A 14415-nucleotide genomic window follows, 5' to 3' on the forward strand; every position below is an offset into this window, starting at 1 on the left:
GTTCCAGTCTGCCCGCAACGGACGAGGGGTACCGTGCCGGGCGTGAACCTCAAAGACTTCCAAGCGCTCTACGACCTGTCTGGACGTACCGCCATCGTCACCGGCGGTACCCGGGGAATCGGGTATGCGATAGCCGAGGCACTCGGTGCCTGTGGGGCATCGATTGTGGTGTCGAGCCGGAAGGCCGACGCGTGCACCGCCGCGGCGAAGGAACTGCGGGACAAGGGGTATCGAGCGTTGGGTGTGCCCGGCCATATGGGTGACCTCGGCGATATCGAGACCCTGGTCGCGAGCACCGTCGACGAGTTCGGCGGTGTCGACATCGTGGTCAACGCGGCCGCGAACCCGGTGGCACAGCCGATGGGCAGCTACACGCCCGACGCGCTAGGCAAGTCGTTCGACGTCAACGTGCGCGGGCCGGTGTTCCTGGTCCAGGCGGCGTTGCCCCATCTGACCGCGAGCGAGCACGCCTCGGTGCTTAACGTCGTGTCGGTGGCGGCATTCCAGTTCGTGCCGATGCTGTCGATGTACGCGGCGATGAAGGCAACGCTGATGTCGTTCACGCGATCGATGGCCGCCGAGTACAGCGGTCGCGGTATCCGGGTGAATGCACTGGCCCCCGGCACCGTCGACACGTACATGCTGCAGCAGAACCCGAAGGAGGTCATCGACGCGATGGCAGGTCAGTCATTCATGGGACGGCTGGCCTCAACCGACGAGATGATCGGCCCGGCATTGCTGCTGCTATCGGATGCGGGTTCGTTCATCACCGGTCAGGTGATCGTCGCCGATGGAGGCGGCCTCGTGCAGCGTTAGGCGGGTATCGAGTGCGCTGGGTGCACTGCCAGCGCTAGGCTCGTCATGTGGAGCCTGTCTATGGAACGGTTATCGGGCTTGCCCGTACCGTCTGGGCCGTTCAGGGCCTGAAGTTCACCGTTACGGGTATCGAGAACCTGCCGACCGAGGGCGGGGCGGTGGTGGCGATCAACCACACCGGGTACATGGATTTCACCTTCGCCGGATTGCCGGCGTTCCTTCAGAAGAAGGGACGCAAGGTGCGGTTCATGGCGAAGAAGGAAACCTTCGACAACAAGATCACTGGGCCCATCATGCGGGGCTGCCGGCATATTTCCGTGGACCGCGTCGACGGTTCCGCGTCCTATACAGAGGCGGTCGACAAGCTCAAGGCCGGCGAGTTGGTCGGGGTGTACCCGGAGGCGACGATCAGCCGGAGCTTCGAGATCAAGGAATTCAAGTCGGGCGCGGCGCGCATGGCCATTGAGGCCGGTGTACCGATCGTCCCGCACATCGTCTGGGGCGCACAACGCGTCTGGACTAAGGGGCATCCCAAGAATCTCGGGCGCAGCAACACTCCGATCTCCATCGCAGTGGGCCCGCCCATCCAGCCGACCTTGCCCGTCTCGGAGCTCACCGCGCTGTTGCATGCACGCATGCAGCACCTCCTGTTGGAGGTGCAGGACGATTACGGCCAACATCCGGTCGGCGAGTACTGGGTGCCTCATCGGCTGGGCGGGTCCGCGCCGACGCTGGCCGAGGCCGCGCGGTGGGACGCCCAGGACACCGCCGAACGCAAAGCGCAACGCGCCGCTCGTGAGGCAGAGAAGCAGGCGCATAACAAGGAGCAATGATATGGAGCCGGTGTATCGGACCATCGAAATCATTGCCAAGGCAGCAGTTTTCGCCACGGGGACCAAAGTTTCCTATCGAGGCTTGGAGAACATCCCTGCCGCCGGGGGTGCGGTGCTCGCGATCAACCACACCAGCTACGTCGACTTCCTCCCCGCGGCTCTTGCCACGGTGCGTGCGGGTCGGCGGCTGCGATTCATGGTGAAGGCCGAGTTGCAGGACGTGCGGATCGTCAGCTTTATGATCAAGCACACTAAGGCGATCCCGGTGGATCGCAGCGCCGGACACGGAGCATACGAAGCCGCAGTGTCCAGCCTCAAGGATGGCGAGATTGTCGCCGTGTACCCCGAGGCGACGATCAGCCGCAGCTTCGAGCTCAAAGAGTTCAAGAGCGGAGCCGCCCGGATGGCGCACGAGGCAGAGGTGCCGATCGTTCCGCTCATCGTGTGGGGTACGCAGCGGATCTGGACCAAAGACCATCTGAAGGATTTGGGGCGCAGCAAGATTCCGGTCACCGTCGAGGTCGGACGCCCGCTGGTCGCGGGGCCGGACTTTGAGCAGACCACCGCTGAGCTGTATGACGCCATGGAACAGCTGTTGATGCGGGCGCAGCAGCAGTATCCCCAAGAACCGGGCGCCTACTGGGTGCCACGACGCCTGGGCGGCAGCGCCCCGACCCTAGAGGAGGCCGCCGTGCGCGATGCCGCGGAGCTTGAGGAACGCGCGCGGCAGAAGGCCCGCAAGAAGACGGATGGCTCGTGAGGGCTCCCGCGCTCATCGCGTCCGATGTGGACGGGACGTTGATCGATTCCGACGAGGTGCTCTCGGAGCGGACCCGCGCCGTCATTGCCGCCGCCGTTGATTCAGGTGCTCACTTCGTACTCGCGACCGGGCGACCGCCCCGCTGGATTACGCCGATCGTCGATGCGCTGGGTTTCGCGCCAATCTCGGTGTGCGCCAACGGTTCTGTTCTGTACGACGCCGACGGTGACCGGATCATCTCGGCAGAGACACTGGGGCCCGACGAATTGGCGGTGCTTGCCGAGGTGGCGCAGTCGGCCATTCCCGGGGTCGGGCTGGCCGTCGAGCGGGTCGGCCGCAGTGCGCATGATGCCGCGACGCCGCAGTTCGTGAGCTCGCCCGGATATGAGCACGCCTGGTTGAATCCGGATAACACGGAGGTGTCGCTGGCTGACCTGTTGAGCTTTCCGGCGGTAAAGCTCTTGGTACGCAAGGCCGGGGCACGCAGTTCGGATATGGCCACGGTGCTGGAGCCATTGGTGGCCCGGGCGGGCGCGGCGATCACTTACTCGACCAACAACGGGCTCATCGAAGTGATGCCCGCCGGAATCAGCAAGGCCAGCGGTATCGCCGTGGTCGCCGATCACATTGGGGTGCAGCCGGAAGCTGTCATCGCCTTCGGGGATATGCCCAACGATGTGGCCATGCTGCGCTGGGCGGGGCACGGGGTGGCGATGGGCAACGCGCACCCGGAGGCGCGCGCTGCGGCAGACGAGGTCACCGCCACCAACAACGACGACGGGGTGGCCAAGGTTCTTGAACGCTGGTGGGGCTGAGTCGCTTACGTGACCTCGCGCAGTGGCATCGTTGCAGTGGTTCGCCACCGGTCTAGCCGGGCCGCATAGCTCGAGGGTGCGGATTTCGGTGAAAATTGGCCGAAAGTCACCGTAAACCGCACACTCGGCGCGAGACCCAGACGGTCACCCATACCGGTCTAGCCGGCGGCGGCGAACTGCTCCACCGGGGGAGGCGGCGGGGGCGGCTCCGGGGGAGGTGGCGGCGCCGCAGCGGGTGCTGCGGGAGCCGAAAACTGTTCGGGCAGGGCGTTTTGTGCGACTGGCGCCACTCCGAGGATCTCGCGGGTCTCCCCATTGATCACACTCGAAACCCGGCCGCTGGCCCGGTCGTAGATCAGGGAGCCGTTCTGGAAGTTCTGCACGATGATGTTGGGCTCGCCCAGCTCGTCGGTCACGGGAAGTCCCAAAGGCCCGCGTTCAAAATCTGTTTCGGCCCAGGCGTGGTAGATCGCGCCGACGACGGGATGGGTGCTGGTGCCGGGGGAGAAGTACATCGCGCCGTTGCGGAATGTCGCGAAGCGGGCGTCACCGGCGGCCTGTTGTTCGACGGAGGTGGGTGCACCGAGTCCACTTTCGGTGCTGCCGAGCCGCATCCAAGTGTCGTAGATGGCGCCGCCGCGCATCGAATCCACCAGATCGGGTGGATCTCCGTTGGCCGCGCCGGCGGCGATATCGCGCAACCGGGGCATCAATCGGTAGGCGGCCTCGCCCGGGCATTCGGTGTTTCCGACGTCGCGGTGCGTGAAAATCGTTGGCAGCGTGACGACCTTGCCTCCGGCGACAGTGGTGAAGGGGCCGCCCTCGGAGGACAGATCCACTTGCCCGCGCGGATCCACCCCGGCCAGCTTCAGGCGCCAGCCCAGCATCCGGCCGGCGGCTTGCAGCATTGCGGGGGAGGGTTCGTCGCGGGTGAAGTCACCGATCAGCGCGAGACCCCAACTGTGCTCGTTGAATCCACCCGTGTGTGCGCCCTGCACGTTGTTGGTGATCCCACCGAAGCGTCCCTCGAAGATCTGGCCGTACTTGTCCACCAGCACGTTGTAGGCGATGTCGCACCACTTGAGAGTTTTGGTGTGATACGCGTAAATCGCCCGGATGATGGCGGCCGAATCATAGGGCGAGTAGTTGTTGCTTCCGGCGGTGTGGTGAACCACGCCCGCGCGCACGTCCCTATTGAAAACCGGTGGGCAGCGGTCTGATTCGTTGGCGCCCCATTGTGCACGGGTGATGATCCGTGGCCCGGCCTGTGGCAGGGCAACCGGTGCCGACCACCGTTCCTCGAACCGTGCCCCGTCGGAGGGTGCCAGTTTGGGGCTGATGAGTATGGCGTCGAGCCCGGTGGTCAACGGCTGCTCGATGCTCGCGGGCCGGTAACCCAGGCTGGGCGCGGCGGTACCGTCTGCCTTCGGCGTGACGTTCGCGCCGTACTTGGTCTGCACCGCCACCTGAGCCGATTGGGTGGATCCAACGAACACCGGTTCTGTCGCGGCCGGGATCCCCTTGTGTTCAGCGGTCGGGTCGCCGGACTCAACGGGGTCGAGTTCGTACCACTGTCCCCAGCTGCCATCGGTCTGTTGCGCACGTACCGAGACGTCGACGGAGGCCAGGTCTTCACCGCGCACCGCGATGAGACTGAAGGGGTTGTTCTGGTGGATGTCGTGGACCGTGGCCGGCGTGGTCGGACCGGGCAGGCCAACCTCGGAGGTCAAGACGTCGTGAGTCGCGGCATTGTGCAGTGACTGCGTGGTGATGGCGGTCTCTTCGGCCCGTTCCGTCTTGACGTGATCAACCACGCTGACGGTCATCACCGTCAGCGTCGCGGCAACGGCCAGCGCAAGCTGCCGCTTCGCGGGCATCTTGCTGAGGCGTACGGGCACGTCTTGTCTCCTGGATCAACCGGACGCATCGCGCAGAGCGACACGACCACCAGGAATGTTACGTATGAGACAAATGTGACTGGTGATTCGACACGCGTCAATCGACGATCTTGACGTTTGACGCGTTCGTCACACGCAACGACACCGCAGAGCCTCTGTGCCCTGCGGTGTCGTTTCGCTACCTAGCTTGTGTGTCAGCCGGCCGGAGGCGGAACCGCCGCGGCGGCCGCCGGGATGGCGCCCTTGATGAGGTCGACCGCCTGAGTGATACCCAGCTGGTTGACCGCGGACATGGCGTCGTTGATGATGCTGCCACCACCGCCGAGTCCACTGCCGCCGCCAAGGCCGGGGGCTCCGAGTCCCGCCAGGGCGGGGTCGGCCAAGGCCGGGTTGGTTAGGCCGGTGCCCAGCGCCGGGTTCGGCGTGATCGGGACTTCACCGGCGGGGGAGGTCAGGCCGCCTGTTGCGGCCGGATCGGTGAGCGCAGGGTTCACGCCCGTCAGACCGGTGCCCGTTGCGGGTGTCAGTCCGGGGGTGGTCGCCGGGCTGGTCAGGCCCGGGTTGGTCAGCCCTGGGTCGGTGAGGCTGGGCGTGGTGGACCCGGTCGGGCTGGTCAGACCGGGGTTGGTCAGGGCCGGGTTGGTCAGCGTGGACGGGCTGGTCAGACCACCGGGTGTGGTGAGGCCACCTGGCGAGATCGCCGAGTTGGCGCCGCCGAGTCCGCCGCCACCCAGTCCGGGGATGTTGAGACCCGACATTCCTGGGATCTGGACACCGAACTGCGACGTCATCTGTTGAACGGCGCCCATGAGCTCACCGGGCAGGTCAGACACGATCGCGGCCTGCACAAACTCCTGCTGTGAGGGCGCGGGCGCGGCTACCTCGGTCATGTTGGTCGCGAGGGCAATGGCAAACGGACTTGCAACGGCCAGCGCGGCGACCGAGCTCAAGGCTGTCGAAAGCCGGCGGCGGCGACTATTAGGCACGGAAGTCTCCTCAATGTCTTGTTCGATCTACGTATTAACAGTGCTGTGTTCTGCGGTTTTACTGTTCCTGCTTGGGGCTTTCGAGCCCTGTGTCGGATCGGCGGATCGGCACCGGAACCGACGCTTTCGATGGTAACCAGAGTTGCTGGTGTTACTAGTGGGACGAAATCAAATCGTGAGCTAATTGCGACCGGATCCGTACCTGCGAACCCGAGCCCCCCGCGTCCCGCGAGCGTCACGTTAGGTACGCCCTACCTGGCGTGTCTGCGTGCGCAACGCCGCGCTCACCTCTACGGATGTCGCTGTCCGGGGCAGCTGTACAACGTCAAGTACCCTGACTGCACGTGACCGGAGAAAACCAGCAGTTCGACCTGATCGTCGTCGGATCCGGGTTCTTCGGCCTCACTATTGCCGAGCGTGCGGCCACTCAGCTGAACAAGCGAGTGCTCGTCATCGAGCGCCGCCACCACATCGGAGGTAATGCCTACTCCGAGCCGGAACCGCAGACCGGTATCGAGGTGCACAAGTACGGCGCGCATCTGTTCCACACCTCTAATAAGAGGGTCTGGGATTACGTGCGGCAGTTCACCGAGTTCACCGGATACCAGCACCGCGTGTTCGCGATGCACAACGGGCAGTCCTACCAGTTCCCGTTGGGGCTGGGCCTGGTGTCGCAGTTCTTCGGCCGCTACTTCACTCCCGGCGAGGCGCGGGCGCTGATCGCCGAGCAGGCCGCCGAGGTCGCCACCGAGGACGCGACAAACCTTGAAGAAAAGGCGATTTCGCTGATCGGGCGCCCGTTGTACGAGGCATTCGTCAAGGCGTACACCGCCAAGCAGTGGCAGACCGACCCTAAGCAGCTGCCCGCCGGAAACATCACCCGGCTGCCGGTGCGTTACACCTTCGACAACCGGTACTTCAACGACACCTACGAGGGCCTGCCCGTCGACGGGTACACCGCCTGGCTGCAGAACATGGCGGCCGACGAGCGGATCGAGGTGCGCCTGGACACCGACTGGTTCGCGGTTCAGGAAGGCCTGCGCGCGGACTCGCCTGACGCGCCGGTCATCTACACCGGGCCGCTGGATCGCTACTTCGACTACGCCGAGGGTCGATTGGGCTGGCGCACACTAGATTTTGAGGTTGAGGTGCTCGATACCGGAGATTTCCAGGGCACCCCGGTGATGAACTACAACGATGCCGACGTGCCGTACACCCGGATCCACGAGTTCCGGCACTTCCACCCAGAGCGTGCCTACCCGACCGACAAGACCGTAATCATGCGGGAGTTCTCTCGGTTCGCCGAAGGGGATGACGAGCCGTACTACCCAATCAATACCGAATCAGATCGGTCCATCCTTGCCGCGTACCGCGCCCGAGCGAAGCAGGAAACAGCTTCGGCGAAGGTGCTGTTCGGAGGCAGGCTGGGCACCTATCAGTATCTCGATATGCACATGGCGATCGCCAGTGCGCTGAGCATGTATGACAACGTGCTCGCGCCGCACCTGGCCGACGGTGCCCCCCTGTCCGGAGGTGACGACAATTGAGTGACATCCCATTTGGCCCCATTGATTCGACGGAATCACATGCGGTGAGCCTGCTGTCCCGGGTAATCCTGCCCAGGCCGGGCGAGCCGCTCGATGTGCGCAAGCTGTACATCGTCGAGTCCGAGACCAATGACCGGCGCGCGCATGCGCCCACCCGGACCACGCTGGAGATCGGCGCGGAGTCCGAGGTGTCCTTCGCCACCTACTTCAACGCGTTCCCGGCGAGCTACTGGCGCCGGTGGTCGACGCTGGAGAACGTGGTGCTGCATGTAGAGCTCAGCGGCGCCGGGCGTATTGACGTGTACCGCACCAAGGCCACCGGTGCGCGAATCACGGTGGGTGGCACACAGTTCAGCGGCGAGAACGCCGTGATCGAGTTCGAGATCGGCCTGGACGCATTCGAGGACGGCGGCTGGATCTGGTTCGACATCACCAGCGATACCGAGGTCGCGCTGCACACTGCGGGATGGTTCGCACCGTCCCCCGCCCCGGGCCGGGCCAGCATCACTGTTGGTATCCCGACGTTCAACCGCCCCAATGACTGCGTGAATGCGCTTAAGGCACTGACCTCGGATCCTATGGTGGACAAGGTGATCACCGCCGTCATCGTGCCCGACCAGGGCACCAAGAAGGCCAAGGACCACCCCGAGTGGGCGGCTGCCGCGGGGCCTCTCGGGGACAGGCTTCGGGTATTCGACCAGCCGAACCTCGGCGGATCCGGTGGATATAGCCGGGTCATGTACGAGGCGCTCAAGAACACCGACTGCGAGCAGATCCTCTACATGGACGACGACATCAGGATTGAGCCGGACTCGATCCTGCGGGCGTTGGCGCTCAACCGTTTCGCCAAGGCCCCCATGCTCGTTGGCGGCCAGATGCTCAACCTGCAGGAGCCCTCGCACCTGCACGTGATGGGCGAGGTAGTCAATCGCGACAACTTCATGTGGACGAATGCGCCGTTCGCCGAGTACGACCACGACTTCGCCAAGTTCGCACTGGACGATATCGAGGAGGATCGCAGCAAGCTGCTGCACCGCCGCATCGATGTCGACTTCAACGGCTGGTGGATGTGCATGATCCCCCGCGCTGTCGCCGAGGAGCTGGGGCAGCCGCTACCCCTCTTCATCAAGTGGGATGACGCCGAGTATGGGATTCGCGCCAACAAGCACGGTTATGGCACCGCGTCGATGCCGGGCACCGCGATCTGGCACATGGCCTGGAGCGACAAGGACGATGCCATCGACTGGCAGGCCTACTTCCACCTGCGCAACCGGTTGGTTGTTGCAGCTCTGCACTGGGACAACAACATTCGCGGCATGTTGGCCAGCATGGTCAAGGCCACCGTCAAGCACCTGATGTGCCTGGAGTATTCGACGGTCGCCATTCAGAACCGTGCGATCGACGACTTCCTTGCGGGACCGGAGCACATTGCCTCCATCCTCGAGTCGGCCCTGCCTGAGGTGCGCAACATGCGCCAGGAATTCCCGGACGCCGTCGTGCTCCCGACAGCTACCTCGTTGCCTGCCCCGTCGGGTCGCCGCAAGGTGCACAAGCCACCGGTCTCCTTGCCCGCCATCGGATTCCGTCTTTCTCGTGGTGTCATTCACCAGCTGAAGAAGGAAGACCCGAGGCATCACGTGACGCCGGAGCTCAATGTGGCCACCCAGGATGCCCGCTGGTTCCTGCTGTGCGGGATGGATGGCGTCACGGTGACCACTGCTGACGGACGGGGTGTGGTGTATCGCCAGCGTGACCGAGCCAAGATGTTCGGGCTGATGCGCGCGTCGATGCGTCGCCACCTGCAGCTGATGCGTAATTTCAACAAGATGCGCAAGACCTACCGCAACGCGCTGCCGACGCTGACGAGCACAGAGCAGTGGGAGAACATCCTTGGGATCGACACCACGACCAAGGCGGCGATTCCCGGGGTAAGCGCGTGACCTACACGGACGAGTCTCCCGTTCTGGGCGCTTCGCTGCCGGGCGAGGTCACCGCGCCGCAGGGGGAGACGGCGGTTCTCGTCGCCGTGCAGTCGGCGCTGGCGGGACGTCCGGGTGTGCTCAGTACCGCGCGCGGGCTCTCGCATTTCGGCGAGCACAGCATCGGCTGGGTGGCCGCGGGGCTACTGGGCGCCGCCATGAACTGGTCCGATAAACCGCGCCGACGCAGCTGGTTGGCTGCGGGTGCGGGTGCCTTCGGCGCCCACGCCGCCTCGGTGATCATCAAACGTCTGGTGCGTCGTCGCCGTCCCAGCCATGAGGCGGTCCGGGTGAACGTCGGTACGCCAAGCCGGTTGAGTTTTCCTTCCTCACACGCCACGTCGACCGCCGCCGCGGCGGTGTTGTTCGCGCCGCTGACCGGATTGCCCTTGCCCGCCCTGCTGATTCCACCGATGGCGCTGTCGCGGCTGGTTCTTGGTGTGCACTACCCCACGGATGTGGCCGCCGGCGCCGCGCTTGGCGCGCTCATCGGTGCGGCCGTTCGCCAGGCCGATACTCGCCTGGCTCGCAAGGAGGAACAGCGATGAGTAGCGATGAGCCGCTTGCGCGAAGCGCACCGGACACGGAACCCGCACCCACCGCCGGCCCGCCTAAGAATCTCGTCTCGGGGATCGTGAAGGCAGTCCGCCCGCGCCAGTGGGTGAAGAACATCCTGGTGTTTGCGGCGCCCTTGGCGGCCCTCGGCGATATCGCACCGCATGACTACCGCAGTGTGTTCCTCCGGGTGGCCGTTGCTTTCGTCGTCTTCAGCATGGCGGCTTCGTCGATCTACTTGGTCAACGATGCCCGCGATGTTGAGGCCGACCGCCAGCACCCCACCAAGCGCTTCCGCCCCATCGCCGCAGGCGTGCTGCCGATACCTGCCGCATACGCACTTGCGGTAGTCCTGGCCGCCGGGTCGCTGGGCATCGCCAGCTTGGTCAGCCAGAACTTGGTGATCGTGATGGCTGTCTATATCGCGATCCAGCTGGCCTATTGCTTCGGCCTGAAACACCAACCGGTCATCGACATCTGCCTTGTGTCCTCGGCGTATCTCATCCGTGCCGTCGCCGGTGGTGTGGCCGCCGGGGTGTATCTATCGCAATGGTTCCTGCTGATCATGGCCTTCGCATCGTTGATGCTGACCGCCGGGAAGCGGTACGCCGAGCTGCAGATCGTCGAGAAGACCGGTGCCAAGATCCGCAAGTCCCTGGAGGGATATACCTCCAGCTATCTGCGCTTCGTCTGGACATTATCGGCAACCGCGACGGTGGTCTGCTACGGCCTGTGGGCTTTCGAACGTGATCACCGTGCCGGGTCCTGGTTTGTGGCCTCGATGATCCCGTTCACCATCGCCGTCCTGCGCTACGCAGTCGACGTCGACGGGGGCGAGGCGGGCGAGCCCGAGGAGGTCGCCCTCGGAGATAGGGTGCTGCAGTTCCTCTTTGTCGCATGGATCGGATCCCTCGGTGCGGCCTTCTACTTCTCCTAAAACCGAACCCGGCCCGGGTAGTAACGGGCTGACGCGCTTCACGGTGTGGGTCAGTGTCCTCACCGTGATGGTGCTGTTCGGATGGGGTGCGTGGCAGCGGCGCTGGATTGCCGATGACGGCCTGATCGTGCTGCGGACGGTTCGAAATCTCTTGGCGGGCAACGGCCCGGTGTTCAACAAGGGCGAGCGGGTGGAGGCCAACACCTCTACGTTGTGGACCTACCTGACGTACCTGGGCGGTTGGGCCGGGGGAGGCATGCGTCTGGAGTACGTGGCGTTGACCCTGTCGCTGGTACTCAGTCTGGTGGGCGTCGCGTTGGCCATCCTCGGCACCGCACGGTTGTACGCGCCGCTGCTGGCCGGGCGCGCGGCCGTGATGGTTCCGGCCGGCATGCTGGTGTACATCGCCATTCCGCCGGCTCGCGATTTCGCCACCTCCGGCCTCGAAAACGGTTTGGTGCTGGCCTATCTGGGCGGGCTGTGGCTCATGATGGTGATCTGGGCGCAGGCGGTGCGCACGCCGGTGACGCTCGATCGACGCGGTGGCCCACATCAACCGGTGGCTCCGCGGATCATCCATGGTGACCAGAAAGTCTCGAAAGACGTTCTAAGTAAACGGTTCACGATAGGTCTGGCCTTCCTGGCCGGGCTGAGCGTGCTGATCCGTCCGGAGCTCGCTCTCATCGGTGGCGGCTTCCTGGTGATGATGCTGATCGCCGCGCACGGGTTCACCAGTCGGGTGTACATCGTGGCGGCCGGTGGCGCGCTGCCGGTGCTCTATCAGATCTTCCGGATGGGTTACTACGGACTGCTCGTGCCCAGCACGGCGATCGCCAAGGACGCCTCGGGATCCAAATGGGGGCAGGGTTTCGTCTACCTGCAGAACATGAACTCGCCGTATCTGATCTGGGTCCCGACGGTACTTCTCATTGCGCTCGGCGTGGCCGCCTACCAGGCTCGTCGTGGCCAGTGGTGGGTGCGGCAGGTGGCGGCGCCCGGTTACGGCTGGCTGGCCCGTCTTGTTCAAAACCCCACGGCTGTTGTCGTTTTCATGCTCGCCAGTGGATTCATCCAGGGCGTGTACTGGATACGTCAGGGCGGTGACTTCATGCATGCGCGCGTGCTGTTGACCCCGGTGTTCTGTCTGCTGATCCCGATCGCGGTGGTTCCGCTGGCGGCGCCGGACAGTGCCACCTTCAGCCCGAAGAAGGCCCGCTTACTCACCGGCCTCACCGTCGGCCTGTTCGCCGGCATCGCCGGCTGGGCGGTGTGGGTGGCTAACTCTCCGGGAATGGGTGGGGACGGCACCAAGGTCACCTACAGCGGCATCGTTGACGAGCGGCGCTTTTATGCGCAGGCCACGGGAGTCGCGCATCCGTTGACCGCCGCGGACTATCTGAATTACCCGCGCATGCGTGCCGTGTTGGTGGCGATCGAAAACACCCCCGACGGGGCGCTGCTGCTGCCCTCGGGAAACTACGACCAATGGGACGTGGCGCCGGCCATCCCGCCGCCACCCCCGATTCCGCCCGGCTACCGCGGGCCGCATGCGGTGCTGTTCACCAACCTGGGCATGCTCGGCATGAACCTGGGGCTGGATGTGCGGATCGTCGACCAGATCGGCTTGGCCAATCCGTTGGCGGCACACACCGCGCGCATCACCGACGGGCGCATTGGCCACGACAAGAACCTGTTCCCGGATTGGATGATCGCCGACGGGCCCTGGCTCAAGCGTTATCCCTATATTCCGCGGTACGTCGACCAGGACTGGGTGGCCGAGGCGGTGGAGGCACTCAAATGCCCCGAGACGGATGCGATGCTGAGTTCGGTGCGTAAGCCGCTCTCATTACGGCTGTTTGCCTCGAATCTGCTGCACGCGTACGAGTTCACCACGTACCGCATCGACCGTGTTCCACGCTTTGAACTGGAACGATGCGGTTTGCCGTTACCGAAATTGGATACCCCTCAGTACACTGGCCTTCCGGCAACGGGCCCCTAAGCACGCTCTCCTTGCGTGTCGAAAAGGGCACGGCCTGCGGATCTCTGTGTGTATTTGGGGTCCCAATTCAGATCCCAATTAGGTAACGCCACGGCCTCGTCACGGCGATACGAAGACGACCGTGTCAGACACTTCAGACGCAACGATGCGTGACAGAAGTGGCTGGTGTGACTTCCCCCCGAATGAAACGGATGGACCCCCGATGAGCGTGCGAGTGACAGCCCGCCGCGTGCTGACGGCCCTGGTGGCGGCCTTCGTCCTGCCTGCGGCAGTTGTTCCTGCCACCGCGCACGCCTTTTCGCGCGAGGGCCTCCCGGTCGAGTACTTGGACGTCTACTCGAACTCGATGGGACGCAATATCCGCGTCGAGTTCCAAGGCGCCGCACCCGCCGTGGCGGGGGGCATGAGCAAGGCCCTCTATCTGCTGGACGGGCTGCGCGCCCAAGACGACTTCAACGGCTGGGACATCAACACCGCCGCGTTCGAGTGGTTTTACCAGTCCGGAATCTCGATGATCATGCCCGTCGGCGGGCAGTCGAGCTTCTACACCGACTGGTACTCGCCGTCGGCCCTCAATAAGCAGCCCTACACGTACAAGTGGGAAACATTTCTGACGCAGGAGCTGCCCGCGTACCTTGCCACTAACAAGCAGGTATCGCCCACCGGCAACGGCGTTGTGGGACTGTCGATGAGTGGCGGTGCGGCGCTGATCCTGGCGGCCTATCACCCGGCGCAGTTCAGATTCGCGGGCTCGCTCTCGGGGTTCCTGAACCCGTCGACCATCTTCATGGCCAACGCGATTCGGGTCGCGATGCTTGATGCGGGCAGTTACAGCGTCGACAACATGTGGGGCCCGCCCTGGGATCCGGCGTGGAAGCGCAATGACCCCACGGTGCAGGTCCAGGCACTGGTTGCGAACGGGACTCGCCTCTATATCTATTGCGCCCCGGGTGGCTCGACACCCATCGACGAAAACGCCGATGCGGGTGTCTCGCTGAGCGCGAGCAGCTTGGAGTCGCTGGCAGTCAGCGGCAACAAGAGATTCCAACAGGCGTATGCCGCGGCCGGTGGCAGCAACGCGACGTTCGTCTTCCCCTCGTCGGGCAACCACTCCTGGCCGTACTGGGGACAGCAACTGCAGGCATTAAAGGGTGATCTGATTGCCACGCTCAATGGCTAGGGTCGCCCGTCGTTCGCAGGGCTCGCAGGCGCAAAAGAGATGGTGCTGACAGGGTCTCCGGATGTGGTTGACTACCGCGTGCGTGCGGCAGGCAGCCGTCAAATCCGTTG

General features: G+C 64.4%; 12 protein-coding genes. 10 read left to right on the top strand and 2 right to left on the bottom strand.

Features of this window, described 5'->3' with window-relative positions:
* Positions 1–42 precede the first annotated feature (42 nt).
* The 4 genes from FZI91_RS17460 to FZI91_RS17475 are packed head-to-tail and all read left to right on the top strand — an operon-like array spanning position 43 to position 3224.
* On the top strand, positions 43–816 hold the full coding sequence (locus FZI91_RS17460) for an SDR family oxidoreductase (RefSeq protein ID WP_162526170.1): 774 nt from the start codon (positions 43–45) through the stop codon (positions 814–816).
* Between the two features lie 47 nt (positions 817–863).
* Positions 864–1649: a 1-acyl-sn-glycerol-3-phosphate acyltransferase gene (locus FZI91_RS17465; RefSeq protein ID WP_162526169.1), complete on the top strand. Its 786-nt coding sequence runs from the start codon at positions 864–866 to the stop codon at positions 1647–1649.
* 1 nt (position 1650) lies between these two features.
* Entirely contained in the window at positions 1651–2409 is a 759-nt protein-coding gene (locus FZI91_RS17470) for a 1-acyl-sn-glycerol-3-phosphate acyltransferase (RefSeq protein ID WP_155940335.1), read from the top strand.
* A complete protein-coding gene (locus FZI91_RS17475; protein WP_162526168.1) occupies positions 2406–3224 on the top strand; it encodes an HAD family hydrolase in 819 nt (272 codons plus the stop codon). The genes FZI91_RS17470 and FZI91_RS17475 overlap by 4 nt, the downstream gene beginning before the upstream one ends.
* A gap of 158 nt (positions 3225–3382) precedes the next feature.
* Here the strand turns inward: FZI91_RS17475 and FZI91_RS17480 are convergent, their stop codons facing one another.
* Both FZI91_RS17480 and FZI91_RS17485 read right to left on the bottom strand, forming a co-directional pair.
* Complete coding sequence (locus tag FZI91_RS17480) at positions 3383–5122, bottom strand: N-acetylmuramoyl-L-alanine amidase (protein ID WP_162526167.1); 1740 nt, start codon at positions 5120–5122, stop codon at positions 3383–3385.
* Positions 5123–5316: 194 nt separating this feature from the next.
* Positions 5317–6108 (bottom strand): hypothetical protein, encoded by a 792-nt coding sequence (locus FZI91_RS17485; RefSeq protein ID WP_162526166.1) that lies wholly within the window; start codon positions 6106–6108, stop codon positions 5317–5319.
* Positions 6109–6452: 344 nt separating this feature from the next.
* Here FZI91_RS17485 and glf point away from each other — a divergent pair, with 344 nt between their 5' ends.
* From glf to FZI91_RS17515, 6 genes are all read left to right on the top strand, one after another.
* Complete coding sequence (glf, locus tag FZI91_RS17490) at positions 6453–7655, top strand: UDP-galactopyranose mutase (RefSeq protein WP_309224138.1); 1203 nt, start codon at positions 6453–6455, stop codon at positions 7653–7655.
* Positions 7652–9595: a glycosyltransferase gene (locus FZI91_RS17495; protein ID WP_155940337.1), complete on the top strand. Its 1944-nt coding sequence runs from the start codon at positions 7652–7654 to the stop codon at positions 9593–9595. Before glf ends, FZI91_RS17495 begins: the two co-directional genes overlap by 4 nt.
* Positions 9596–9618: 23 nt before the next feature.
* Positions 9619–10182 (top strand): phosphatase PAP2 family protein, encoded by a 564-nt coding sequence (locus tag FZI91_RS17500; protein ID WP_155940495.1) that lies wholly within the window; start codon positions 9619–9621, stop codon positions 10180–10182.
* Positions 10179–11126, top strand: coding sequence for a decaprenyl-phosphate phosphoribosyltransferase (locus tag FZI91_RS17505; protein ID WP_155940338.1), 948 nt, complete (start codon positions 10179–10181; stop codon positions 11124–11126). The genes FZI91_RS17500 and FZI91_RS17505 overlap by 4 nt, the downstream gene beginning before the upstream one ends.
* Positions 11104–13125, top strand: coding sequence for a flagellar motor control protein ZomB (zomB, locus tag FZI91_RS23750; protein ID WP_309224137.1), 2022 nt, complete (start codon positions 11104–11106; stop codon positions 13123–13125). Before FZI91_RS17505 ends, zomB begins: the two co-directional genes overlap by 23 nt.
* A gap of 202 nt (positions 13126–13327) precedes the next feature.
* The gene (locus FZI91_RS17515) at positions 13328–14305 is read left to right on the top strand and encodes an alpha/beta hydrolase family protein (RefSeq protein WP_155940339.1); all 978 of its coding nucleotides are present in this window, start codon (positions 13328–13330) and stop codon (positions 14303–14305) included.
* Positions 14306–14415: the final 110 nt, after the last annotated feature.

Source organism: Mycobacteroides sp. CBMA 271 (assembly GCF_009729205.1).
GTDB lineage: Bacteria > Actinomycetota > Actinomycetes > Mycobacteriales > Mycobacteriaceae > Mycobacterium.